Source organism: Marinoscillum sp. MHG1-6 (genome assembly GCF_024714475.1).
Lineage (GTDB): Bacteria > Bacteroidota > Bacteroidia > Cytophagales > Cyclobacteriaceae > JAMZMI01.
On record NZ_JAMZMI010000002.1, the window covers coordinates 423236 to 448942 of the forward strand.

The window sequence follows — 25707 nt, forward strand, 5'->3', positions numbered from 1 at the left end:
CTTTTTTCAGTTTTCATGTCCCTTTTCCCTGAGCTCACTTGACTTAGGGGTAGAAAATCAATTAGAAATTTAAATACAAGATCATGCAAGAATTTATGCTATTCATTAAAACAACCGGAGATCACCTTGCACATCTATCTCCTCAGGAGCAACAAGCTCACGTGCAGAAAATAGGCAACTACATCGGAGGGCTGATGAACGATGGAAAACTGGTGGGTGCTCAGCCTTTAGAGATGGGTGGTGCGGTAGTTCAAGGTAATAAAGGCAGTTTCAAAGATGGCCCATTCACAGAGTCAAAGGAGGTGATCGTAGGTTATTTTCATATTAAAGCTGCAAGTCTTGAGGAGGCGGTGGCCATCGCCAAGGCTAACCCAATTTTTGAGGACACTGAGGCCACTATGGAAATCAGACCAATCAAAAAAATGGACGGAATCAACTAATCAATACTCTTAAACCTAAAATATTAAAGACATGAAAACTGAAAACATAGCATTCGAAGGACATTGTGCATTTGCAGTAAGCACCAATAAACTAGACGTCACAGGCGGAAACCATGAGCTTGTCATTGACGGAACCATTTACTTATTCTCTAATCCTGTAGCCCGGTTCCTTTTCAAAGTGATGCCAGGCAGATTGGAGAAAGCGAATCAAAATTGGAACAACCAAACAGTCGTTGCATGATGAAGAAGTTATTGAAATATGGAGTAATAGTTCTGGCAAGTCTGATCATCGTCATATTCACCGTTTCCAGAATCAAAAGGATCACTCCGCTTTCCATGAACCCTCCTGCAGTCAACCAACCCATGTTTTCGAATGTAGCCATCAATGGATACGATCCCGTGGCCTACTTCACCAAGGATAAGCCGATGCAGGGACTTGAATCGGTCACCTTCCAATGGAGCGACGCTACCTGGCAATTTGCCAGCGAGGAGAATAGAGCTCTTTTCCAGGCAAACCCTGAAAAGTACGCACCGGCGTTTGGCGGCTATTGCTCCTTTGCGGTGAGTAAAGGATTTACAGCAAATACAGACCCGGAGGTATTCAAAATTGTAGATGAAACGCTTTATCTGTTTGCTGACGAGGATATGAAAGCAAACTGGGTAGAAGACCAGCGAACCAATCTGTCCCTATCTCAGCAGAATTGGAGTAGCAGGAACTGATTAATGCAAGGTCCATAAAAAAGGAAAGCCTTCCGGAAATCCAGAAGGCTTCTGTTTGACAATATGGTTCACATACTATCCGATCGCTGATTAAAGTTTGTCAATCCAATACTCGTTGGCAATAAACGCCCAGTAAGCTTCATACTGTGCCTGCATCAACCCTACCGAGAATCCATCCTGATCGCCACGATCGTATTCCTCATTTAGGATCAGGTCGATGGTACTCAAAAGGCTTACAATCTGAAGTCTCCTAATAATATCTCTGTTTAAACCTCCATTGATACCGGCTTCTGTATTTGCATCTATCCAGGAATTGAAAGGTTCTTTGGTCTCGACTTCTCTAACTTTCTGAACAGCAGGAAGAAGCAATCCGATATATGGCTGAGGCACATTATTGGTGACGAAGATCTCCTCAATCGCCGCACCTTCAGCACCATTTTCCGGCGCATCCAGGATCATATCTTTCATATTAATGATCACCCTCGCTATGCGACGAGTCAAAGTTGAATGCTCCAACGGAAGATCATGAGTCGATTCAGACGCATCCACAAATGATGTAAGTATGACCCAGTCCCTGTGCTCCTCATCAGCAAGGTCGATCACAGGGACCAATAAGTCGTAATAGGCCTGAATAGGGTCCTCTTCAACAAAAATACGGCTCCAGAAATCGGCCCTTTCCTCGCTAATCACTCCGGGACCAAAATTAACCCCACTTACATCCACATAGTCATTATTCCTTTGGATAGCCTTCTCAAACAGACCATTCAATGGAAAGAAAAAGCCACGGATGAATTCCGCACGGGTAGTTGATTCGCTGAGGTAATATTCGATAGTATCCTGAGTTAGTTCCAGGGATGCCTCATCCAGAATTTCGCCAAACAGTTGCGCATTCCAGTTGATCTCCTCCATGGCCAGGTTCAGTGCATCGAGCTGTTCTTCTTCTCTTTTCACATCAGAGTCATTCTCTTCACATGCAAAGAATATAAGGGCGGTAAGCAAGCAGATTAATAATGAATTTTTCATGACATATAGTTTTAATAGATGCTTCGAAGGTAGAGCCGGGAAGGGAGCATGATCCACATGAATGGATCAATGTGGCCTTTTGATTGATGAATGGCCTAATTGAATTGATCCTTACTTTATTTCAATTATTTCTTAAAATATTCATACCATAATTTGGGTAGGTCGTGATTTTCATATCCTATTCATCAATTGAGAGGGGGCATCCGTCAATTGTGCTCAAAAACATCCGGAAGATCGTCGGATCATTGCCTAAACAATTATTCAAAGCGATCATGAAAAATCTATTATTTTACTTTATGTCTTTAACGTTACTTGTATTCACCGCTTGTAACGATGATGAAATGGATGATGTCTCTGGAAAAGTAACAGAGAATATTTCTTACTATAAAGGGACCCAGAGCCCCGGAGATGTTTGGGAATGGACCCTTGACCACGACAACAACACGTTCACTACTGTATGGGATTATGGAACGTTTGATGACACTTCTGATGATATTACCATCGAAGGTACCTACGAAACACTGGTAACCGGTTACCTAAAATGCACTATTAATAATGTAAGTCCTGCCAATCAGGATATCCCTGATGATGGCTCAGCTTATTTCTATGCCATGCACCTTCCGGGCGTAGCCATGATAGTTAAGCCTGAGGGAAGCATCAAGGGAGACCTTATCGCCACTGTAGCGGCCGGCGACTGTGCTGACGTAGCCGGTAACTATAACTACATCTTAACTGCTCCTGGTAATGGCGAAGCTTACGATCCTGCCACCGAAGAGGCGTATGGAGAGGTAAGTATCGTTGAGCAGGGAGAAGGAGTTTATGCGATTTCAGGCAATAAGTACTCACTTGACTGTGCGAATGAAGGAGCTTGTACTTTGAACTCAAGCATTACCGGTCTACCAACTGCTTCATGTACAGAGAATGGTTCTGTTGTAATCCAAAGCGAAGACCAGGTAACAGCCGTAGAGGGTCAATTCACTGCAGCCGGGGTAATGATGCTCGATATGGGTAAAGGCAATGGCGGAGTCCTTGCTTTCAAACAATCTGCTACCTATGAATTCACTGATCTTGTTGGTCATGACATGTTCGGTTTCGCCTATATGCCAAATAACAATGATGAGAAAACGGCAGCAGTACAGCTAACCTTTGAAGACAATGGTGAGCTGGTACTTGGAAATGGTGCCAAGATCAACAACATCCACACTGGCGAATTAGATGCTGATAGTGTATCCCTCAGAATTGACGGTATTGCTGACGGAATGCTGGATGGAGACATCACCTTCCCTGGTGATCTAGGAACGAACTTCGTAGGTGCAATGCTATCGTATGAAGAAAGTAGAATGCTCGTTGTGAGCTCTCACGATCCGGAAGGATCGCCTTTTATCCTGGTCCTAATCGCCAAATAGACAGGATATGATTATTGGGAAATGTGTGGGTAATTCACACATTTCCCTTGTACATTTAAATAGAATCAAATGCTCTTTCCATTGCCCGGAAATCAAAACTTAGTCGAAATTGAAGACATACTGGTTTCATTTTCGCTCTCTATCCTGGAGACGAAGAGCGAGGAAGAACTGGCCTGGGCAGTGGCCAAAAATTGCATATCGGCACTGGGCTTTGAGGACTGTGTCGTTTATTACATTGATTCGAAATCGGGCATGCTGATACAAAAAGCAGCTCATGGCCCCAAAAACCCAATCGGACAAAAAATCCTTTCACCTATCAATATCCCCATCGGACAGGGTATTACCGGATCAGTTGCCAAATCCGGAGAGCACATTCTCATCGGTGACACTTCAAAGGATCCCAGATATATCGTCGATGATGCCCCCAGACTTTCCGAGATTTGCGTACCCATCAAATTGGACGATCGCGTGGTGGGTGTAATTGACTGTGAGCATTCAGAGCGAAGTTTTTTCAATGAGGAGCATCTCCGCATTCTCAATGCCATTGCACGAATCTGCTCTATCAAGCTTAGTCAGCTGAGTGCTCAGCAGGCCAAAAATCATCACCTGATGGAATCCCACCGTATTAAACTTGAGCTTGCTCAGCTACAAACCAAAGTACTTAAATCACAGCTCAACCCGCATTTTGTGTTCAATACCTTAAACACAATTCAGTATTTTCTTACTGAAAATGACAAGGAAACTGCATTGAGGTACCTGACTTTATTCAGTAAGCTTATCAGGTACTACCTTGGACATTTTGAGATTGGCTGGGTCCTTTTAGACAAAGAACTTAATGCGCTTAAAAACTATCTCATTCTGCAAGAGCTCAGGTACGGTGAAAAATTCAATTTCACAATCCAGGAGGACAACCAGGTGGCGCTAAAGGAATGTGTACTACCAGCCATATTCATTATCTCAACTTGTGAGGACATCATCGAAAAACATTTAACAGGATCTGACCTCCTCGAATTGGAAATTGGTTTTGAGAGAACAGAAAATGAACTGATTCTTCAGTTTTTATTCCGATATTCAGGTGTCGAACCAAAGAAAGCGCAAATCCAGAAGAAAGCGATTTCCTGGAAAGATCAGATTAACATCTTTAATAAATTAAAAAAGGGGCATATCCGTTACAATACGGAAAGCACCATGCTCACGGATAAAACACAAAAGACCTACCAAATCACCATTCCTCAAAACAATGTTCCGGATCAAAGCCCTCGTTAGTGTTACCGCCCTGGCACTTCTGCAAATCGGCTATGGACAAAGCTCGAGAATCGACAGCCTTAAAAGTGCAATTACCTACAAACTTGATACAGTGGATGTCGAAACCTACCGAAACCTCGGATACGACTTCAGGAAGTACAATAAGGATAGCTCACTTTATTATTTAAAAAAGAGTGTAGATCTGGCCCATAAAATAGGCTTTACAGTGGGTGAAGCAAAAAGCATCTTCTCCATGGCTGTTACACATGGCATGAGCGGAGACCACCCGGAGGCTCTAGGCTACCTTGATCAATGTGAAAAGCTGGCGCAAAGGGTAAACGACCTCGACCGAATCATTTACATCAACAATACGCGAGGGATTATCTATAAAAATATAGGAGACTACCCCACCAGCCATTCCTTCTACCTCCGAAATATTCGATTGGTAGATTCTCTAAAGCTGGATGTGAGCCTGTCCTCTACTTACAGTAACCTGGGCATCTTATATGACCTGATGGAGGAAAGAGAAAAGTCATTAGCAGCCTATGATTCGGCTATTGCCACCTATACCGGTCCTGACAAAAAGGATATCAAAAGAAACGTTAAGGCCAACATCGGGGTGATGGAGTTCAGTGATCAGAACTACCAAAAGGCACTGGACATCTTCTTATCGCTCAAGCCTTCTTATGAAGCTGACAATGATCGTTTTGAAATGTCAGGTAATTATTCCAACATCGGTAACTGTTATCAGGAATTGGATCAACCCGAAATGGCAGAGGAATTTCTTCTCAAATCCCTGGACATTGCGAAAGAACTTGACCTCACGAGGCAAATAGCCATCAGCTCCCGGAATCTCTCAAAACTGATGTTTCGTCAGGGTCGTATAGAAGAGGCTAGAAAATATTACAATGATGCCTTAAAGGTACTTGAAGGGCAGGGGCATTATGAGTGGAAGAAGAAGATTCATGAAACTGCTAGCAACGTGGAGGAAGGAAGTGGAAACCTTGAAAAAGCTAATTATCACCTCAAACAGTATATTCTTTATAACGATAGTCTTGTTGACGAAACCAAAGTACAGGAATTAAGCAAACTGGAGGCTCGCCATGATGTGTACATGAAAAATAAGGAAATCGCTCAAAAAGAATTGGAGGTTTCCTTGCTCAACGCCCGTATCGATCTGGAGAACAGGAGGAAGATATTTCTTATAGTTACCTCAGCATTACTACTCATTACAGGAGGGGTGCTCATTGTTGCTAATCGACGAAAAACGAAAACCAATCAAATTTTGCAAGAAAAGAATGAGTTGATCTCCCAGCAAAAGGAACAGATAAGCCAGATGAATTTCGAACTGGAAAAAAGGATGCTTCGTGCACAGATGAACCCCCATTTTATCTTCAACTCGCTCAATTCTATCCAGCACTTCATAACCGTCAATGACAAGCGATCCGCCCTGACTTATCTGACTAAATTCTCTAAACTCCTACGCCAAATTCTGGAAGACTCCATTACCACCAACATCATTTTGGAAGATGAAATCAACCTGCTCAAAATCTACGTCCAACTCGAGGCACTGAGGTTTGATGATAGTTTTAGTTATGAATTCAAAGTAGATGAAGAACTGGACACTTATCTATATGAGGTGCCTATATTATTGGTTCAACCGTATATTGAAAATGCCATCATTCATGGACTGATGCCTAAAGTAGGCGATAAGAAACTATCCGTTCAGTTTATTGACAAAGATGACTGCATACTATGTACCATAGAAGATAATGGTGTTGGTCGCAATCATAAGATGCAAGGAGAAAAAAGCAATAAAAGACCTTCTCGTGGAATGTCGGTTACTGCTCAGCGCATCAAAGCCATGCAAAAAGGAAATGAAGAACTGGTCTCCATAGATGACCTTAACAACAGTAACGGCATGACCGGAACGAAAGTCACAGTAACCATACCTAAATCCTAAGATTATGTTACGCGCATTGATTATTGAAGACGAAAAGCACAGCAGGGAAACACTAAAAAACCTGTTAAGAGATTATTGCGATGGTGTGGAGGTGGTCGGAGAAGCCGACTCAGTACCTAGTGGAATTGAACTAATCAATCATATACCTGCCGATGTTGTCTTTCTGGATATTGAGCTACAATCAGGAACAGGTTTTGACATACTCAAACGTATTCAAAATATCTCTTTTGAAACAATTTTCACTACAGCTTTCGAACAATATGCGATCCAGGCGATTAAAATGAGTAGTCTCGATTACCTGCTCAAGCCCATATCTATCGATGAACTTCAGGCAGCGGTTGAAAAATGTAAAACAAAAAACAACCAACAGTACTCCAAACAATTGGATGTACTCATGCAAAGGCTCTCTAATGAAAATAAGGATAAAAACATCTGTCTGTCCACAGCTGAAGGCATGGAGTTCATTAAAGAAAATGAGATCCTGTTTTGCAAAGCAAATGGTTCCTACACTGACTTCAGGTTAAAAAACGGTCGCAATATTCTGGTCAGCAAACATCTCAAAGAATATGAAGACCTGCTCCCATCCGACAACTTCATGCGCGTACACAATAGCTACCTTATTAACCTTACAGGTGTCAAGAAATTCGTCAAGTCTGAAGGAGGATATATACTGATGAACGACGAGTCCATGGTAAGTATTTCTCCTAAAAAGAAGGATGAATTCATGGAGCGAATGAGTAACCTCTAATCAATTAGACGATTGCGTTTGGTCATCCCTCCATCACAAAACCCAATATGTATCCCGAAGGAGTACTATTAAGTGAAGTTGATTCAATCCTATTTCAAGAGCCAAAACAGCTACTTCCAAGAATTCTCAAGTGCCATTAATGCCCAATTTCAAACCGGAAATCAAAAAAAATAACCAAGTATGTAGCTAACTACGTAAATTTTTCTACTTTTATGTAGCTAACTACATATATAGACGAAATGAAAGACTTTGCAGAGGAATTGGGATGTCTTGGATTTACCATGAGACTCAAACGCCTTGCTGACGCGTTGATCCACGACGGCAGGAAGATGTATAAAGAGCTCGGGTTGGATATTGAACCAAACTGGTACGTTGTCTTTCGGCTGCTCAAACAAAAAGACGAAATGTCCGTGACGGAGATTGCCGACAGCATCCGTCTCTCTCACCCCTCGGTTATCTCTATCACCAACAAAATGATGAAAGCTGGTTACCTCTCCTCTACTCCATGCGAGGTAGACAGCCGCCGTCGGGTTTTGAAACTAACCCAAAAAGCTATGAAGGCACTGCCAAGACTGGAAGAAATATGGGATGCCGGAGAGCGAGGGGTCATCAAGGCCCTGTGCGACACGGATACAATGGCCACGCTAAAGCTGCTTGAAGAACGCTTTGCTGAAAAAGGCTTTAAAGAGAGAACATTTGACGAACTCCATAATACGTGAAACGATGATGAACACCGAATTACAATTAGATATCTTCGACTATCGGGAGCAATACGCCAGGGACTTTGCACTGCTCAATTATGAATGGCTGGAAAGGTATTTTTCCGTTGAAGAACATGACCGGGAGATGCTCGAGCACCCATTTGAACACATTATTGAGCCCGGCGGACAAATCTTCTTTGTAAAATACGACGAGCAGATCGTCGGGACCGCTGCCTTGATTGTCGAGGATGAAAACACGCTGGAATTGGCTAAAATGGCAGTAAAACCTGAAATGAGAGGCATGGGAATCGGAAAAAAGCTGATCCAGTATGCCATCAAAAAAGCGAAAGCGACAGGCAAAACTAAGTTGGTACTTGAATCGAGTAGAAAACTGGAAAATGCCATAGGGCTTTACCGCAACACTGGTTTCGAAGAGGTACCCCTCACCGGTTGTTCGCCTTATGCCAGATGTGACATCCGTATGAGTATGAACTTATGAGTACTGAGATCATTGGATATATAGCGCTCGGCCTGGGACTACTGGCTATCAGTATGAAAGAAATGATGATACTCCGGATTTTTCATGCTCTGTCGGCACTGGCCTATCTCATTTACGGAGCTACCATCGGGGCACATCCCGTCATGCTTGCGGGAGTGCTATTCATTTGCATCCACGGATATCATATTTTCCAGTTGATTAAAAAACGTCAAACGCAGGGTTAAATGGACAACAACTATTCTCGTCAATTCTTGATCATACTGGCTTTTTTATCCATATACCTGATATGGGGAGCCACTTATCTTGCCATAGCCATAGCCGTTAAGGAGATACCTCCATTTGTTGTGGCCAGCTCAAGGTTCATCATTGCGGGGGTAATTTTGGTTGGCTATGTTCTTGCCAAAGGAGAACCGATGCCCAGCATGAGGGTACTCATCAATAATTTCATAGTGGGTGGCATTGTCCTGGTGGGTGGACAGGGTCTGCTTATGTGGAGTGAGCAATATATCGCCTCCGGTTATGCTTCAATCCTGATCGCCACACTTCCTTTCATGTTTGTGCTGTTGGATCGCAAACATTGGAGTTACTACTTTTCTAACTACATGATCATACTGGGGCTGGTGGTAGGCTTTATTGGGATCATATTATTGTTCCGAGACAAACTCAATGAACCCTTGCCAACGGAAGACATACGACTCCAGATTATTGCGTCTATAGCCGTATTAATGGGTGGAGCATGTTGGGTGTCCGGCACATTGTATTATCGATCTCATCCTTCATCAGGCTCTATGTACTCCAATCTGGGCTGGCAATTAATTAGTGCAGCGTTTATCAGCTTTATTGTCAGTTTGGTATTGGGCGAATACGGCCATTTTCCTGTTGCGGATATCTCCTGGCAATCCTGGACGAGTGTCTTGTTCCTGGCCTTTGCGGGATCGATTATCGCTTTTGTAGCGTATACCTGGCTGCTCAAAGAACTCCCCTCGGCTATCGTAGGGACCTACGCTTATATCAATCCGGTCATTGCTGTATTTATGGGTTGGTGGATTGCTAATGAAGTGATCTCCATCGATCAAATCTGGGGTATGCTCATCATACTGGCAGGAGCTTTTCTTGTCAATATGAACCGAAACCATGGGAAATCATGAAGCTATCTATAAGGCCTCTTGAAGTAAATGATTTACCCTTGATCACCTGAATGAACTATTAGAAATATCCCCTCTTCCAAAATATACCGATGAGAAAAGGGAATTATAAATCACAAACCCAGGAAGTTATACCTTCGTGGAATACCTAAATAATAAAACTATGTCCGAAAGAATCTGCATGGGCTTAGACCTGAGAGATGACCCAAAACTCATCGAGGAATACAAAAATTATCATGCACCCGGCAACACGTGGCCTGAAATCATCAAAAGCATCTACAATGCAGGTGTTCTTGATATGGAAATCTACCTGCTTGGAAATCGACTGTTTATGATAATGGAAGTAGATGCTGACTTTAGCCTGGAGAAGAAAGCGGCCATGGATGAGGTCAATCCGAAGGTTCAGGAATGGGAAGCGCTCATGCAAGCCAAATTTCAACAGGCGTTGCCCTGGGAAGCTAAGATTCGATGGATGTCGGCAGAATTAATTTTTAAACTAGAGGCTTAGACCATGATTACCAGAACCCTTTTCTTGATTAGCATCGTGCATCTCCTGGGCTGTCAAAGCCCATCCCAAAAGGAAGCAGTAGTGCCTAAAGACAAGGTCATTCTGGTTATCCATGGCGGGGCAGGTACCATTACGAGAGAGAAAATGTCCGCTACCATGGACTCGATCTATCGGTCGGTCCTGCAAACTTCTTTGCGAACCGGCTATGATATCCTCGAAAAAGGTGGCACGAGTTGTGATGCCGTAATCGCTGCAATCAGCCTCCTCGAAGACAATCCACTTTTCAATGCCGGAGTTGGTGCCGTTTTCACCTCTGAAATGACAACTGAACTCGACGCCTCAATCATGAGAGGCAGCGATCTCAATGCGGGCGCAGTTGCCGGAGTCAAAACTGTCAAAAACCCAATCAAAGCAGCATTTTTAGTAATGGAAAAGTCCTCCCATGTCATGTTTTCAGGGGCAGGAGCTGATGCATTCGCTGCAGAGCAGGGACTAGAAATTGTGGAGCCATCCTATTTTTCGACCCAAAACAGACTGGAGCGTTTACAGCAAATTCAAAAGGAACATGGGACCGTCGGAGTAGTAGCTTTAGATACCGAAGGAAACCTCTGTGCAGGCACCTCAACGGGAGGAATGACCAATAAAAAATGGGGCCGCATTGGTGATTCTCCGATCATTGGGGCAGGGACCTACGCCAAGAATGCTACTTGCGGTGTTTCCTGCACTGGTTACGGAGAATACTTCATTCGCACAGCTACTGCCTATAATGTCTCTGCCTTGATGGAATATAAAGGACTGGATATCAAAACAGCAGCGGAATTGGCTCTCAAACAGACCTATGACCTTGGAGGTCTCGGAGGATTGATCGCTTTGGATACTGCAGGGAATGTGGCTATGCCCTTTAGCACTGAAGGCATGTATCGCGGCTACATTACTCTGTCCGGCGCGGTGAAATTGCTCATCTATGGTGACGAAGAATAATTGATCTATATTAACCTGCCATGAAAAAGACCCTCGACTTTCTTACCCAACTCGCCCAAAACAACGAACGCGAATGGTTCAATGCGCATAAAGAAAGTTATCTGGAAGCGGACAAGGAGGTTAAATCCTTTTCCGTAGAGGTATTCAACTTGCTATCCACCCATGATCATCTTGAACCGACCGGAACGAAAGTATTCAGGATCTACAAAGACGTTCGCTTTTCCAAAGACAAAACACCCTATAAAACGAATAGAAGTGGAAGCTTCAAAAGAGCAACTGCACTTTTGAGGGGTGGATACTATTGGAGCATTGAACCGGGCAACAGTTTTGTTGCTGGTGGCTTTTTCGGTCCTAACTCGGAAGATTTATTACACATCAGAAAACAGATCTCACAGGAACCGGAGAGGCTCTATAGCATCATCCAAAGCGAATCTTTCATCAAATACTTTGGAGCGTTGGTAGGTAAAAAACTGAAGAGTGCCCCACGCGGTTTTGAAAAAGATGATCCTGCTATAGACCTGCTAAAGCACAAACAATTCATTGTCAAACACCCCTTCTCCGATCAGGAAGTAGTGGCTCCTGACTTCCCTGAAAAGGTCATGGCTGTCTACCTCTCCTTACGCCCATTTTTTGATTATATGAGCGAAATCCTGACAACCGATCTCAACGGCGTGCCTTTACATTAGGAGATGCTTCGTAGAATTAAAGCATAATGATTCGTCTTTTTCGTAACTTATAAAGACAACGGCAACGCTTGAGGAACATGAAAAGAAAAGACTTTATAAAAAGATCAATCATTGGGCTAGGCACAATAGTGGGAATCCCGACTGCTCTGGCAACATGTAATGAAAAGGAGAAGGAAATGATCAATGGTGATTGTATGCTTTCACCAGCCGAGACTGCAGGTCCTTTCCCCAATAAAACACCTGCTGATTTTGTAAGAGCCAATATTATAGGCGATCGCTCAGGAGTTGCCCTTTTGATCAATCTTACCATTCAGGACCAGTCTAATGATTGTGTTCCGCTTGAAGGAGCCCTTGTCGACATCTGGCACTGCGATGCGGTCGGAAATTATTCAGAATATAATGACCTCACCGACAAACATTTTCTTAGAGGAAGACAGCAAACCGATGCCAATGGCCAGGTTTCCTTTATCAGCATTTACCCAGGGTGGTATCCGGGGAGAGCCCCTCATATTCACCTTGAAATCCTTGATGCCAAGGAAAAATCCCTTCGGGTATCACAAATCGCATTCCCGGAAGAAGTGTCAGCAGGGGTCTATACCTCTTCAGATTACAAGGGAGCTGCCGATACCTCCAATGCCGGTGACGGTGTTTTCAGAGATAGCCTCAATAACAATATGGCAGACTCCATCACAGGAAATACTACAGACGGATACAACCTCACTAAAACGATTGTGGTATAATTCTCGTTTATGCATATATTTATAAGCATTTATGCATAACATATTATGAGAACCACACTCGATTTACCAGAAGACTTAATTAAACAAGCCATGGAGGTTACCGGCGCAAAGACAAAAAGCCAGGTGATAAGGCAGGCGTTGGAAGATCAAATAAAAAAAAGTAAACGACTCAAATTGCTTTCATTTAAAGGAAAAATTGATCTATCCATAAACCTTGATGACATCAGGGACAGAAACAAATGAGCACTGCAAAAATCCTGGTTGATAGCTCTGTTTGGATCGACTTTTTCCGAAATAGTGAAAAACATGTGTTGGATGATTTGATCCCTGAAGGACTCATCTGCACCAATGAGCTTATCCTAACAGAACTGCTTCCCTCGATTCGTAAACTTGGCTTTCAGGAGGCAGCTGATTCGCTTTCCGCCATTGATTTGATTCCACTAACAATTGATTGGGAACTTCTGAGGAAATACCAGGAGATTAATCTCAAAAACGGCATCAATAAGATTGGCATTCCTGATCTAATCATTCTCCAGCAGGTCATTGACCATAACCTTAGCTTGATGACCCACGACAAACATTTTCATTTAATGAAAGTGCATTTCGACTTTGACCTTGTAGCGTTTTAGAGGGCCCCCTTCGTACTCGGCAAAGAGCTCATTTCATCCGGATTGCGCTTGATGGCCATCTTAATTGCTTTTGCCCAGGCTTTAAAAATGCCTTCGATTTTATGGTGTTCGTTGTCTCCCTCTACTTTGATGTTCAGGTTGGACAAGGAAGTATCCGAAAAGGATTTAAAGAAGTGGAAAAACATCTCCGTCGGCATTTCACCAATTTTTTCTCTCTTAAATTCGGCTTCCCAAACCATCCATGGACGTCCACCGAAATCAATGGCCACCTGCGCCAGCACATCATCCATTGGCAAAAGGAAACCATATCGATTGATCCCTTTCTTATTCCCCAGTGCCACTTTGAAGGCCTCTCCAAGAGCTAAAGCCGTGTCTTCTATCGTGTGGTGCTCATCGATATGCAGATCTCCATTCACACGAACTTCAAGATCGATACCTCCATGTTTTCCTAACTGGTCCAACATATGATCGAAGAAGCCTAAGCCCGTATCGATTTTGGTTTTTCCTGATCCATCCAGATTTAAGCTGATATTAATATCGGTTTCCTTGGTAGTTCTGGTAACCGAAGCAATTCTCGGCTTAAAAACAAGGTGCTCATAGATCTCTCTCCAGCTTTCTGTAGTGAATTCTGCAGAAGACGTCTTCTTTGAAGAAATATGAATGCCCCTACAACCCAGGTTTTCAGCCAGCTGAATATCCGTCACCCTATCCCCGATCACATAAGAGTTTTTAATGTCATAATCCCCCTTAAGGTATTCTGTCAACATACCGATGCCAGGTTTGCGGTTCGGATGATTGTCGGCAGGAAAATGCTCATCGATATGAACTGCATCAAAGTGAATGCCCTGACTCTCCAACGTTCGCATGATAAGGTTATGCACCGGCCAAAAAGTGTCTTCCGGAAAAGCATCCGTTCCTAGCCCATCCTGATTCGTCACCATCACCAACAGGTAGTCGGATTCCGCCTGAATTTTCTTCAGGTAGAAAAACACATCAGTCAGATAACTGACCTTGTCAATGTTGTCAATCTGTTCGTCCTCTGTTTCGTGGTTGATGGTACCGTCTCGGTCTATGAAAAGGATGGGTCGCATGCGATTTTGGAATTTTAGCGCAAATTAAAGCTTAAACCGGAAAGGCGAAAAGAAAATGACTGTCTGGATAAGTTGCTGATGCAAATTGAAATAAAGGAATAGATGGTCATCAGGCTCCCAAATCAAATTCCGTTTTTCGATATAAATCAATACATTAGATAGATATTCGACATTGTAAGGTCCTGCCTTCAGGCCATCAAAATAGGATTATGCTATACTACTGGTTACATGTAATCCACCTTTACTTCGGGTCCCTCCTCTTTTGGAAAAAAGTCGATTTGATGTCAGACCTGGTACGAACCAGATGGGTTAGTATCCTGGATTGTGAAGGCTTGAATTACATGGCCAACTCTAGGTACCTGTTCTATATGGACCTCATTCGCTTCGAAATTCTATTCCGATCCAAACTCTTCGAAAATACTTACAAAAAAGGAGTATATGCCGTTCTGGCTTCTCAAAAAATTATCTACAAAAAACCACTAAAACGATGGGATAAGTTTACCATCACGCTGGTCCTCGAGGGTTGGGATGATAAATATGTTTATCACAAGCAGGTTTTTAAGCGAAACGATGAAACCCACGCCATTGGGTTCACAAAGCTTACTTTTTGGCAGCATAAAAAAGCCTTGGATATGGGTAAAATTATCCTTGATTGTGGTGGTCCCAATACCAACATGCCTCCATCAGAAGAGGTGCTGGGATTGTTTAAAAGTGACTATGACATCATTCAAAAGCACAAAAAGGACCTGATTTAAAGCTTCAAGGATAAAGATCGTGATGAATTCAATGTCGGTTACTTTATGACCGTGTCTTTGATAAAGCCATAATGAGTCAGATTAAATAACTTAATACTATGAAAGCAATCATCACAGGAGCAACGGGAATGGTGGGAATGGGCGTTCTTCTGGAATGCCTGGACCACCCCGAGATCACGCAGGTTCTGACAATCGGAAGATCAAAAGTCAATTTGGGACACCCAAAACTGAAGCAGGTCGAGCACATGGACTTCTCCGACTTCAGCACAATCAAGGATCAGCTCGCAGGATATGATGCGGCCTATCTGTGCATGGGTATTAGCGCTGCCGGACTCAATGAAGCGCAGTACACCAAAATCACCTATGATTATACGCTAGCCCTTGCAAAGGAACTAGTAGCCCTCAACCCGCAAATGACCTGCATCTATGTGTCCGGAGAGGGAACAGATTCCTCAGAAAAAGGTCGGATCATGTGGGCCAGGGTGAAAGGCAAAACGGAGAATGATATTATTAACCTGGACTTCAAACAGGCTTTCGCCTTCAGGCCCGGTGCGATTTTACCTCTAAGGGGCATTAAGTCAAAAACCAAACTTTACCAGACCATGTATGACTACCTTTCCTGGTTGCTTCGTCTGATTAAAAAAGTTTCACCAAATTCAGTCGTAAATACTACTGAAATAGGCCTATCGATGATCAATCTCACCCTGAAGGGTTATGACAAAAAGGTCATCAGACCCAAAGACATTTTGATTACGGCTAAGGGATAGAATTTTAATCCAGTTATAAAAGATAAAAATGTAGATACGCAGAAAGCATTTTGTTTTTTCCTACCTTAGATAGAGACAATAATCTATCTGAATCATGAAAAAGTTAGCTCTACTTATTGTTACCGCCTTCCTTTTTACAAATGCCTATTCTCAGTGTGACAATGCCTACTTCCCTTTCGAAGAGGGAGTTTCTTACGAGATGACCTCCTACACTAAAAATGATAAAGAAGATGGCAAAGTCCGCTCAACCATTAAGGATGGTGCCATCGATGGAAATTCCATCACTATTAGTAACCAGACCTACGATAAAAAAGGAGAATTACTTTCTGAAGGAGATTTTGTAGTAATCTGTGACAATGGCACGATTAAGATAGATATGGAGCAATATATGCCTGATGAGCTATTAGAGCAGTATGAAAACATGGACGTGACAATAGAGGGAGACTTCGTGGAAATTCCTAACGACCTCTCAGCAGGTCAGATGCTACCGGATGGTTCAGGGGTTATTACCATAAAAATGGCTCAGGGAGCCATGAATATGAACATGACTATGAATATGAAGTTCACTGATCGCAAAGTGGAAAAAAAGGAAACCATCACCACATCAGCAGGTTCTTTCGAAGCTTATAAAGTCACAGAAACAACCATTACTTCAATGAAAATGATGGGGATGAATCAGGAGACAACTAACACTTCATCCAAATGGTATACCAAAGGAGTCGGGATTGTGAAAACCGAAACCTACGACAAAAAAGGAGAACTAATGTATTACAGCTTGCTTACTGATTTCTCCAAATAAGCCTTAAGTAAATTCATTAATTCGAGGTTTTCCTCCTTTGTTCCGATTGTAATTCTCAAGCAATCGGTGCAATGTAGCTGTGAACTACGGTCGCGCACAATTAGCGTTTCTTCTATCAGGTAGTTGAATACTTCTTTAGCGCCTTCAAACGCTACCAAAAGGAAGTTTGCATCACTGGGCACAATTTTCCTGACATTTGGTAATTGCCCGAGCGCAGTGATCAGTTTGGTCCTCTCCTCAAGTAATTCCTCAACATAGGCATTCTTTTTAGCCTCATTGCTAAGGGCTTCCGTAGCCAGTTGCTGATTGGGTAAACTGATATTGTATGGAGGCTTGATCTTATCCAGCATCTCTATCACATACGGATCAGCCATCGCCACCCCAACACGTATTCCTGCCATCCCCCATGCTTTACTGAGGGTCTGCAAAACAATCAAGTTCGGATATTCTGCCAGTTTATCTGTCCAGCTTTCCTCAGAGGAGAAATCGATGTAGGCCTCATCCACGACTACCATACCCGGGAACTCATCCAGTATCGTCTGGATGGTCTTTCTGTCTAGCAAATTCCCGGAAGGATTATTCGGAGAACAAACAAACAGGATCTTACTATTTTCATTCCAGGTCTCCTTCAAGGTAGCAAGGTCAATCTGAAAATCATATTTCAAAGGCACCTTCACATTCTCCACCGCATTGATATCTGCGGAAACAGCATACATACCATAAGTTGGTGGCATGGTAATGACGTGATCTTTACCCGGCTCACAAAACAGTCTTAACAGCAAGTCGATAGGCTCATCACTCCCATTTCCAAAGAAAATACGGTCCGTAGCAACCCCTTTGATCTCACTCCACTGTGCTTTTAAGGTAGCATGGTGCGGGTCAGGGTACCGGTTATAAAGCGCTGACGTCGACGAGCCTAATGAATTCTCATTGGCATCCAGGAAAATCCCCAGTGTGCCCGTGTACTCATCTCTTGCCGAAGAGTACGCTTTTAAGGTCTTTATGTGGTTTCTTATTAGTTGCTGCGGAGATCCCATCTTCCCGTAGTTTTTTAAGCCTGATTGTTACTGCATTTTTATGCGCTTCCAGCATCTCTGCTTCAGCCATTCTTTCGATGGTTGGTCCAAGATGAAGCAGACCCTCCTCGTCAATTTTTTGATACGTGATTTTCTTTACATAACTGTCAAGAGAAACACCACTGAAGGACTTTGCCCATCCGTTCGTTGGCAGGGTATGATTAGTCCCTGACGCATAGTCACCCGCCGACTCCGGCGTATAGGCCCCAATAAAGACAGATCCGGCATTGGACACCTGTTCTGCGATCTCCTCCGCATCCTGAGTATTGATAATCAGGTGTTCAGGTCCGTACTTATTGATGATCTTTATGATCTTCTCTTTTCTGGACTCCACAATCACCGAGCTTTTCTCCAATGCCTGACCGGCCATATCCTTACGATATAGCTTTTCTAACTGCGCTTCCACTTCAGCATTAATCTCTTCTGCTTTTTCTACAGAAGTTGAAATCAAAACCACCTGGCTATCACCACCGTGCTCTGCCTGTGACAACAGATCGGCGGCTGCAAATGCTGCATCGGAAGATTCGTCAACTACAACAAGCACCTCAGATGGTCCCGCCGGCATATCGATAGCTACATCTGTCTGCGCCACCAACTGTTTGGCCGCCGTTACATATTGATTACCCGGTCCAAATATTTTATGCACCTTAGGTACAGTCTCTGTCCCATAGGCCATTGCGGCTATTGCCTGGGCTCCGCCAACTTTAAGCACCTTGTCAACTCCTACCAACTTGGCTGTATACAACACTACCGGGTTGATCTCTCCCAATCTATTCGTTGGTGAAGCAAGGATGATCTCCTTACACCCCGCAATCTTTGCGGGAATGGCCAACATGAGCACCGTAGAGAATAATGGTGCGGTACCTCCCGGGATATATAACCCAACTTTTTGAATCGGAACAGACCTGCGACTACAAATAACGCCCGGCATTACCTCCATGATCAGGTCGTCCTGTTTTTGCGCTTCGTGAAACTTCTTAATATTAGCATAGGCCACCTGAATAGCCTCTTTCAACGTATCCTGCACCTGGGCATCCGCTGTAGCAAACTCCGCCTCGCTTACCCAAAGACTATCCAGCTCCACGTGATCATATTCCAATGCTAGTTTTTTCAGAGCATCATCTCCAGAGCGCTTTACCTTATCCAGGATAGGTCTGACGATCTTACTGATCTTGGCCTGATCAATCCCGGGCCTTTTAAGTATTTCCTTCAGCTCCTTTTTTCCGGGGCTTTTATAAACAGGTATCATTTGATCATTTTTTCGATAGGAACCACTAGCACACCTTCTGCTCCTGCTTCCCTCAATTTCTCAATATTTTCCCAAAAATCATCCTCGCTGATCACAGAATGGATACTACTCCATCCCTTTTCAGCAAGCGGAAGTACCGTCGGGCTTCTCATCCCCGGTAGCAGATCAATGATCTTATCAATAGAATCGTTCGGTGCATTGAGAAGAACATATTTCTTATTCTTCCCTTCCAATACCGCATTGATTCGGAAAATCAATTGATTCAATATGTTCTTCTTATCAGTAGATAATGATTTTGAAGCAACCATAACTGCTTCTGATTTCATCACCGTCTCCACTTCTTTCAATCCATTGGAAAGCAGCGTGCTTCCGGAACTTACAATATCACAGATCCCTTCAGCCAATCCGATGCCCGGAGCGATCTCAACTGATCCACTGATCTCATGCACGTCCGCTTTTACTCCCTTTTCATCCAGGAATTTTTTCAGGATAACCGGATAAGAGGTAGCAAGGTTTTTTCCTTCAAAATAAGTGACATCCGTATAGCTGTCTTCTCTTGGAATGGCCAGAGATAATCTACATTTAGAAAATCCAAGGTATTTGACCACTTCAATGTCCTTTCCGTACTCTTCGTGTACATTTTGTCCGACGATCCCAATATCAGCAATCCCATCTTCCACATATCCGGGAATGTCATCATCTCTCAAAAACAAAAATTCGATAGGAAAATTATGAGATTGAGCTTTCAGCTTTTTGGCTCCGTTATTGAATTTAATACCGCACTCATTGAAAAGTTTCAAGGAATCTTCGCTAAGTCTGCCCGACTTCTGAACTGCTACTTTGAGTAATGACATGATAATAATTAAATGAAAAAAATGTAAAGAAAGTTAAGTATAGCAACTATGGGATACCGATGTAGATGGGGTATCAATGGTGGACGTGATGATGATGGTGCTGTCTTGCTATACTCATGTTGCAAATTTATAATGCCACAGAGAAATTATTCAACCAAAAAGCAAATAAAAAAACCCCGATCTCTCGGGGCTCAGTATTTTATTCGGCATCCAGACCAAATGTCCAGACCGGAATTTTAGAATGGTTGACCACATCCTCGGCAATACTGCCATTAATAAAATGACCAACTCCTCTCCTTTGATTTGTACCCAGTGCTATTAAATCCGCTCCCATATCTTCTGCATAAGCGACGATTCCATCTTCTTCATTCGTATGATTGTAGATATCCAGGGAATAATTCTTAAGGTCAAACTTCTCTACAAAATTGCTCATTTGCTTCATGTCATGGCGCGTAGTAGTAAAGCTCGCCGGGGTATTGATCTTCACAATTTTAAGCTCGGCATCAAAGGCCGCCTGTAGCCTCTTGATATGTTCTACAAACGATGCTGGTACTTCATAGAAATTCGAAGCAAATACAATATCCTGAACAGAACTCACGTTTGATTCTTCACTCAGCGTAATCACAGGACATTTTGAATACCTAACCATACGCTCTGCATTGGAACCAACCAAGAACTCTTCTGCTCCACTTACACCGGATGTTCCCATTACCACCAACTCCACACCGGTAGTAGTGATTTCATTCGTGATCTCATGGAAGGGCTGACCAAGAACAATTTTATAATTTAAATCAATGTCTTTGTATTTTGCATCCGCCATCAACGCCTTCATCTTTTCCTCCATGGTGATCATCATCTGTTTGATATAGACCGCCTCCATGGGGTCATAATCAACAATTCCCATGGTTTTGATCGTGTCCGGAGTGGGGTGTTCGATTACGTTAATGAGATTGACGGTACAATGTTCTTTGACTTTACGAGCCAAATCCGCAGCAAAATTCAGTGCGTGAAGCGCTACATCTGAAAAGTCGTAGGGGACAAGAATCTTATTCATTTTTAAGGTTTTTATGTGACATTCCTAAGTTAACCAATTATCTGTTCTGTGCAATTGGCGGAACATCAAACCTTTACAGCAGCGCCCAACCAAAAAGCACCACGTATAATAACGTTGTGAGTGCCATTTGTTTCAAAAAGGGGTCTAATTCTTGGGAAGTTTTTTTAGTATAAACAGCCCTGGCATTAATAAAAACCAAAGGAGTCACCAATAAAAAGAGCCACCCGCTCCATTGAAATTCATGCAGAACACCATAAACAACGGAGGTGAGTAGTCCGCTAAGGAGAAGAAACCAATGATAAACCACTGCTTTTGACCTCCCTAATCGGACCGGAATACTGTATTTGCCAGTTTTCCTATCGGACTCTATATCTCGAATATTATTAACATTTAATACCGCCACGGAAAAAAGACCGCATGTGGTGGCAGGAAGCAACAAATCCATTGAAATACTTTGTGCATACAGGAAATAGGTACCAAGGACCCCTACATACCCAAAAAATATAAGCACAAAAAGGTCCCCAAAACCGGCATATCCATAGGGATTCTTACCCACGGTATATTTTATTGCCGCCGCAATGGCTCCGAAGCCCATCACCAAAAAGGTGAGCGTATATCCCCATTGGTCAGGCAGGGAATAAATAATAAGTGCAACGCCACTGATTAAAGCCAAACCAGCACAGATAAAAAGAGCAGATTTCATTTCCGCCTGAGATATCAGACCAGTCTGAACGGTTCGACTTGGTCCCTCCCTTTCATCACCATCCACCCCAGACCTGGCATCACCATAGTCATTGGCCAGGTTGGAGAGTACCTGCAAAAACAGGGTAGTCAATAGACTTAGACCGAGAATAACACCATTAAAATAATCTGAAGCAGAGGCTAAAAATGCACCCAACAAGATTGATGAAAAAGCCAACGGAAGGGTTCTCAATCGAAAGGCCTGAATCCATGCTTTGGTTTTAGATGCACTCATGAACTACATTCTTTCCGGAACCTCAATACCCAACAGGCTCATGCCCTTTCGGATCACTTTCGCAACTGATGCAGATAGTGCAACACGCATCTTCATTTTTTCCTTATCCTCCTCGCCAAAAATCTGCACCTCCTGGTAGAAGCCGTTATATTCTTTGGCCACTTCATAGACGAAGTTGGCGATAAATGCCGGCGAATAGGACTCAGCAGCCTCTCTTACTACTTCAGGGAAAGTCACGAGCTTTGAAATAATCTCCAGTTCTCTTGGATGCAAAGAGTCAACTTTAGATGTGTCAAATTCTGTTTCGACTCCTAGCCCTTCAGCACGACGAAGAATGGCTGAAATTCGAGCATGAGTGTACTGAATGAAAGGTCCGGTATGCCCCTGAAATTCAATAGACTCTTGAGGATTAAAGAGCATGCGCTTCTTAGGATCAACTTTTAGCAAGAAGTATTTTAATGCTCCCAACCCTAACGTGCGATAAAGATTTTGAGCCTCTGTTTCTGACAACCCTTCGATCTTTCCTAACTCTCTCGTCTGCTTCTCAGCAGTATCGAACATCTCTTGCATCAGGTCATCCGCATCCACAACCGTTCCTTCGCGAGATTTCATTTTACCGGAGGGCAAATCCACCATGCCGTAGGAAAGGTGATAAAGACCACCGGCATACGGACGCTCCAGTTTTTCCATGATTTTGAACAGCACCTTAAAGTGATAATCCTGCTCATTGCCCACTACATATACTGACTTATCGAAAGGAAAATCATTGTGTTTGTAATCGCATGTTCCGATGTCCTGAGTGATATAAACGGAAGTACCATCACCCCTCAAAACCAATTTTTCGTCCATCTTCTCTCCTCTCAAATCAATCCAGGTAGAATTATCCTCTTTTTTGAAGAAAATGTTCTTCTTAATGCCTTCATCCACTATGTCCTTACCTAGCAGATAGGTTTCAGATTCATGATAGATTTTGTCGAAGTCGATGCCCATCGTTTTATAAGACGCATCAAAACCTTTATAGACCCATCCATTCATTTTTTTCCAAAGCGCAACAGTCTCGTCGTCTCCATCTTCCCACTTTTGCAACATGGTTTGGGCTTCCAGCATCAAGGGAGCTTTTTTCTTGGCTTCCTCCTGGTCCATACCTTCTTCAATAAGCTCAAGCATCTCCTTTTTGTACTCCTGATCGAACTTAACATAGTATTTTCCGATCAGGTGGTCGCCTTTTATTCCGGAAGTTTCCGGCGTCTCCCCCTCTCCAAACTTCTTATAAGCAAGCATGGATTTACAAATATGGATGCCGCGGTCATTCACCAGGTTGACTTTCATAACATCGTAACCCGCAGCTGCCAATATTTTGGATACCGAATCACCAAGAAAATTATTTCGAAGGTGTCCAAGGTGAAGTGGCTTGTTGGTGTTGGGAGAGGAAAATTCCACCATCACTTTTTGACCATTAGAAGGCAGGTCTCCATAGGTCTTCAGTCTGTTGACCTGCTGTAGCTGTGTCAACCAGAATTCATCCGAAATCGTCAAATTCAAAAAACCTTTCACCACGTTGAAAGCACTCACAATCCGACTATGCTTGATGAGGTAATCTCCAATTTGAGTACCCAAATCCTCCGGTTTTTGTCTGGTTTCCTTTAAAAAGGGAAAAACCACCAAGGTATGTGTACCCTCGAAATCCTTTCTGGTAGGTTGTAGTGAAATCTTGTCTGACGGGACATTCAGGCTGAAAATATCCTTAAATGCTGCCGATATACCTTCGCTCAGTTGCGATTCTATGTTACTCATAATGCTCGATTCGGCTGCAAAAATATCTCAGCCATCATACATCTGGCACTTCCTCCGCCATATTTTTCGATAGTAGGAAGTGGATGATGTATTAAATCACCATGGTTGCGAAGCTCTTTTAACTGATGATGGTCTAATGATTGGTAGGCACTTTCGGACATAACAACGAACCGTTTTTCATCCTTGTTCTTTACCTGAAGCATATTCCCGGCAAATTGATCGATCTGTGCTTCAACAATTTCTATGATTGTTTTCCCTGTGTTTTGAAATGATTTTCGAAGCATTTCCTGTTCGCCCGGATCATCTATGCAGTCCAGGCAAATCAATACAAACTCCTCTCCCATACACATCATCACATTCGTATGGTAAATCGGAAGTCTCTTGTCTTCTACGGTTTGATAAGCGGTAAATGTGATTACCTCAAATCCTGTTTTGTCTGAAAAATCCATTAAAACCTCCTGCTGAGTACGGTCAGAAATGGAGGCATAAGCCAGATGATTGGGCCGGTCCATGATGATACTCCCGGTCCCCTCCAGAAAATGTCCTTTAGTCTCCCAATGAGTAAAAGAATGGATTTTGCTGATTTGAAAATCATTTTGCAACGCATCGACAATATCCATTCTTACTTCCTTCCTTCTGTTCTCTGCAAACATTGGGTAGAAGTAAACTGTCCCATCTTCATGGAAAGAATTCCAGTTGTTGCAAAAGATGGAATCCGGTGTTCCATTCTTTTCATCATCCTCAAAGACGATCACATTGATGCCATGAGCCCTCAGCTTAAAAACAAACCCATCAAACTCAACCATCGCATGTTTTTGAATGGTCTCAGCCGATTCCACATCACCCGAAGCCTGCTGAAAGAAATTATTGATGGCAGTCTCTTCATTTTTTTGAAATGCTGCCGGGCGTACCATCATGATCGTATTGGTTACTTGCTCAGGCATATGTTCTTTTTAGTGGCAATGTGGAACATCTCAACAAACCTTCCTGCTTGGCAATCTCCGCATACGGAATTTCCTCCACCGTCATACCTTGAGCCCTGAGCCATTGATTGAGCCTCGTAAACCCCCGCTCAGAAACAACCACATCCGGAGAAATGGAAAAGACATTACTGTTCATAAAGTACATCTCTTCCTTATCGATATGAAACAGGTTCTGTTCACCAAATAGTTCAACCAAAAATTGGTATTCAGATTCCTCCAAAAATCCCTCTCGATGGATGATTGCATTACCTCTTCCCACCGGTTGAAAACAACAATCTAAATGCAGTGCATTATCCTTCGCATTGGTATTGGACTTCCGAAGGTTGAAGGCTATCACTTTTTTTTGAGGAAAGAAGCTTTCCAGAAACCGCACACCGGCCTCATTGGTCCGCGCCGTTATGAAATCCGGGTAATCGGCACCACGATAGGTACCAACAAAAATATAGTCCCCCCATAGCATGACATCACCCCCCTCAATATGTACATCCTCCTGAAGCCTTACCACCTTATCCGGATTGACCTGTCTGACCACATAATCGATAGCTTCCAATTCCTTTTCCCGCTTAGGAAGAATATTGGACTTAATGAGGTAATCATCTACAACGAATGCAATGTCCCGGGTAAATATCTGGTTACAGTCTTTGAGTACTTCCGGTCGGTAAACTTTTACCCCATACTTTTCGAAAACCTTGCAGAAGGCATCCATCTCCCTGATCATATCCTGCTCCTTAGGATATGTACCTGCATTGATATGCTCTATCGACTTGGGATCATAGGCCTCATGAAGCTTGGGAACACCTCCCGAGCTCTCTGCTGTACCCAGCACCACAGCCTCTAAAGGAGCGGTTTCATCTCTTATATCCAAACCTATCATT

30 protein-coding genes are annotated in these 25707 nt (G+C 43.1%); 20 read left to right on the forward strand and 10 right to left on the reverse strand.

Translation table 11 applies throughout. The annotated features are described in order from the left end of the window. Positions 1 to 83: 83 nt before the first annotated feature. From NXR94_RS05510 to NXR94_RS05520, 3 genes are read left to right on the forward strand one after another with little or no spacing between them, the layout of a single operon-like run. A complete protein-coding gene (locus tag NXR94_RS05510) occupies positions 84 to 440 on the forward strand; it encodes a YciI family protein (RefSeq protein ID WP_258103588.1) in 357 nt (118 codons plus the stop codon). Positions 441 to 471: 31 nt separating this feature from the next. After that, entirely contained in the window at positions 472 to 681 is a 210-nt protein-coding gene (locus tag NXR94_RS05515; RefSeq protein WP_258103589.1) for a hypothetical protein, read from the forward strand. Then, the gene (locus NXR94_RS05520) at positions 678 to 1160 is read left to right on the forward strand and encodes a YHS domain-containing (seleno)protein (protein WP_258103590.1); all 483 of its coding nucleotides are present in this window, start codon (positions 678 to 680) and stop codon (positions 1158 to 1160) included. The genes NXR94_RS05515 and NXR94_RS05520 overlap by 4 nt, the downstream gene beginning before the upstream one ends. Before the next feature lie 90 nt (positions 1161 to 1250). On the opposite strand, the gene NXR94_RS05525 is transcribed toward NXR94_RS05520, so the two are convergent. Continuing rightward, the gene (locus NXR94_RS05525; RefSeq protein ID WP_258103591.1) at positions 1251 to 2183 is read right to left on the reverse strand and encodes a hypothetical protein; all 933 of its coding nucleotides are present in this window, start codon (positions 2181 to 2183) and stop codon (positions 1251 to 1253) included. Positions 2184 to 2455: 272 nt separating this feature from the next. On the opposite strand from NXR94_RS05525, the gene NXR94_RS05530 reads away from it, so the two are divergent. The 14 genes from NXR94_RS05530 to NXR94_RS05595 all read left to right on the forward strand — a co-directional run bounded on the left by NXR94_RS05530 (position 2456) and on the right by NXR94_RS05595 (position 13434). After that, a complete protein-coding gene (locus NXR94_RS05530) occupies positions 2456 to 3589 on the forward strand; it encodes a hypothetical protein (protein ID WP_258103592.1) in 1134 nt (377 codons plus the stop codon). A 69-nt stretch (positions 3590 to 3658) separates the two neighbouring features. Then, positions 3659 to 4855: a histidine kinase gene (locus tag NXR94_RS05535; protein WP_258103593.1), complete on the forward strand. Its 1197-nt coding sequence runs from the start codon at positions 3659 to 3661 to the stop codon at positions 4853 to 4855. Continuing rightward, positions 4830 to 6797 carry a tetratricopeptide repeat protein gene (locus NXR94_RS05540; protein WP_258103594.1) on the forward strand — a complete coding sequence of 656 codons (1968 nt, stop codon included), beginning with the start codon at positions 4830 to 4832 and terminating at the stop codon, positions 6795 to 6797. Before NXR94_RS05535 ends, NXR94_RS05540 begins: the two co-directional genes overlap by 26 nt. A 4-nt stretch (positions 6798 to 6801) precedes the next feature. Further along, the gene (locus tag NXR94_RS05545; RefSeq protein ID WP_258103595.1) at positions 6802 to 7545 is read left to right on the forward strand and encodes a LytTR family DNA-binding domain-containing protein; all 744 of its coding nucleotides are present in this window, start codon (positions 6802 to 6804) and stop codon (positions 7543 to 7545) included. Between the two features lie 239 nt (positions 7546 to 7784). Then, entirely contained in the window at positions 7785 to 8264 is a 480-nt protein-coding gene (locus NXR94_RS05550) for a MarR family winged helix-turn-helix transcriptional regulator (protein ID WP_258103596.1), read from the forward strand. A gap of 4 nt (positions 8265 to 8268) precedes the next feature. Continuing rightward, a complete protein-coding gene (locus NXR94_RS05555) occupies positions 8269 to 8745 on the forward strand; it encodes a GNAT family N-acetyltransferase (RefSeq protein ID WP_258103597.1) in 477 nt (158 codons plus the stop codon). Next, on the forward strand, positions 8742 to 8969 hold the full coding sequence (locus tag NXR94_RS05560) for a hypothetical protein (protein ID WP_258103598.1): 228 nt from the start codon (positions 8742 to 8744) through the stop codon (positions 8967 to 8969). Before NXR94_RS05555 ends, NXR94_RS05560 begins: the two co-directional genes overlap by 4 nt. Beyond that, entirely contained in the window at positions 8970 to 9893 is a 924-nt protein-coding gene (locus NXR94_RS05565) for an EamA family transporter (protein WP_258103599.1), read from the forward strand. A gap of 160 nt (positions 9894 to 10053) precedes the next feature. Continuing rightward, positions 10054 to 10398, forward strand: a complete 345-nt coding sequence (locus NXR94_RS05570) for an L-rhamnose mutarotase (protein WP_258103600.1) — start codon at positions 10054 to 10056, stop codon at positions 10396 to 10398. Between the two features lie 3 nt (positions 10399 to 10401). Then, on the forward strand, positions 10402 to 11379 hold the full coding sequence (locus NXR94_RS05575) for an isoaspartyl peptidase/L-asparaginase family protein (protein WP_258103601.1): 978 nt from the start codon (positions 10402 to 10404) through the stop codon (positions 11377 to 11379). A 20-nt stretch (positions 11380 to 11399) separates the two neighbouring features. Next, complete coding sequence (locus NXR94_RS05580) at positions 11400 to 12065, forward strand: DUF2461 domain-containing protein (protein WP_258103602.1); 666 nt, start codon at positions 11400 to 11402, stop codon at positions 12063 to 12065. Positions 12066 to 12142: 77 nt separating this feature from the next. Next, on the forward strand, positions 12143 to 12805 hold the full coding sequence (locus NXR94_RS05585; RefSeq protein ID WP_258103603.1) for an intradiol ring-cleavage dioxygenase: 663 nt from the start codon (positions 12143 to 12145) through the stop codon (positions 12803 to 12805). A 45-nt stretch (positions 12806 to 12850) separates the two neighbouring features. Next, entirely contained in the window at positions 12851 to 13048 is a 198-nt protein-coding gene (locus tag NXR94_RS05590; protein ID WP_258103604.1) for a type II toxin-antitoxin system VapB family antitoxin, read from the forward strand. Beyond that, on the forward strand, positions 13045 to 13434 hold the full coding sequence (locus tag NXR94_RS05595; protein ID WP_258103605.1) for a PIN domain-containing protein: 390 nt from the start codon (positions 13045 to 13047) through the stop codon (positions 13432 to 13434). Before NXR94_RS05590 ends, NXR94_RS05595 begins: the two co-directional genes overlap by 4 nt. Here the strand turns inward: NXR94_RS05595 and hisB are convergent. After that, the gene (gene hisB, locus NXR94_RS05600; RefSeq protein WP_258103606.1) at positions 13431 to 14525 is read right to left on the reverse strand and encodes a bifunctional histidinol-phosphatase/imidazoleglycerol-phosphate dehydratase HisB; all 1095 of its coding nucleotides are present in this window, start codon (positions 14523 to 14525) and stop codon (positions 13431 to 13433) included. The genes NXR94_RS05595 and hisB overlap by 4 nt on opposite strands. 281 nt (positions 14526 to 14806) lie before the next feature. On the opposite strand from hisB, the gene NXR94_RS05605 reads away from it, so the two are divergent. The 3 genes from NXR94_RS05605 to NXR94_RS05615 all read left to right on the forward strand — a co-directional run bounded on the left by NXR94_RS05605 (position 14807) and on the right by NXR94_RS05615 (position 16846). After that, positions 14807 to 15280, forward strand: coding sequence for an acyl-CoA thioesterase (locus NXR94_RS05605; RefSeq protein WP_258103607.1), 474 nt, complete (start codon positions 14807 to 14809; stop codon positions 15278 to 15280). Between the two features lie 98 nt (positions 15281 to 15378). Next, entirely contained in the window at positions 15379 to 16047 is a 669-nt protein-coding gene (locus NXR94_RS05610; RefSeq protein ID WP_258103608.1) for an NAD-dependent epimerase/dehydratase family protein, read from the forward strand. Between the two features lie 94 nt (positions 16048 to 16141). Continuing rightward, entirely contained in the window at positions 16142 to 16846 is a 705-nt protein-coding gene (locus tag NXR94_RS05615; protein WP_258103609.1) for a hypothetical protein, read from the forward strand. On the opposite strand, the gene hisC is transcribed toward NXR94_RS05615, so the two are convergent. The 8 genes from hisC to NXR94_RS05655 form a co-directional block, all read right to left on the reverse strand. Beyond that, complete coding sequence (gene hisC / locus NXR94_RS05620; protein ID WP_258103610.1) at positions 16816 to 17883, reverse strand: histidinol-phosphate transaminase; 1068 nt, start codon at positions 17881 to 17883, stop codon at positions 16816 to 16818. The two genes, NXR94_RS05615 and hisC, sit on opposite strands and share 31 nt — an antisense overlap. Continuing rightward, entirely contained in the window at positions 17813 to 19168 is a 1356-nt protein-coding gene (hisD, locus tag NXR94_RS05625; RefSeq protein WP_374987999.1) for a histidinol dehydrogenase, read from the reverse strand. The genes hisC and hisD overlap by 71 nt, the downstream gene beginning before the upstream one ends. Next, positions 19168 to 20025, reverse strand: coding sequence for an ATP phosphoribosyltransferase (hisG, locus tag NXR94_RS05630; RefSeq protein ID WP_374987997.1), 858 nt, complete (start codon positions 20023 to 20025; stop codon positions 19168 to 19170). The genes hisD and hisG overlap by 1 nt, the downstream gene beginning before the upstream one ends. Positions 20026 to 20224: 199 nt before the next feature. Further along, positions 20225 to 21079, reverse strand: a complete 855-nt coding sequence (locus NXR94_RS05635) for a universal stress protein (protein ID WP_258103612.1) — start codon at positions 21077 to 21079, stop codon at positions 20225 to 20227. 73 nt (positions 21080 to 21152) lie between these two features. Continuing rightward, positions 21153 to 22055 carry a 1,4-dihydroxy-2-naphthoate polyprenyltransferase gene (locus tag NXR94_RS05640; protein ID WP_258103613.1) on the reverse strand — a complete coding sequence of 301 codons (903 nt, stop codon included), beginning with the start codon at positions 22053 to 22055 and terminating at the stop codon, positions 21153 to 21155. A gap of 3 nt (positions 22056 to 22058) precedes the next feature. After that, positions 22059 to 23849 carry an arginine--tRNA ligase gene (argS, locus tag NXR94_RS05645; RefSeq protein ID WP_258103614.1) on the reverse strand — a complete coding sequence of 597 codons (1791 nt, stop codon included), beginning with the start codon at positions 23847 to 23849 and terminating at the stop codon, positions 22059 to 22061. Next, a complete protein-coding gene (ctlX, locus tag NXR94_RS05650; protein ID WP_258103615.1) occupies positions 23846 to 24793 on the reverse strand; it encodes a citrulline utilization hydrolase CtlX in 948 nt (315 codons plus the stop codon). The genes argS and ctlX overlap by 4 nt, the downstream gene beginning before the upstream one ends. After that, the gene (locus tag NXR94_RS05655; RefSeq protein WP_258103616.1) at positions 24786 to 25706 is read right to left on the reverse strand and encodes a dimethylarginine dimethylaminohydrolase family protein; all 921 of its coding nucleotides are present in this window, start codon (positions 25704 to 25706) and stop codon (positions 24786 to 24788) included. The genes ctlX and NXR94_RS05655 overlap by 8 nt, the downstream gene beginning before the upstream one ends. Between the last annotated feature and the right edge of the window lies 1 nt (position 25707).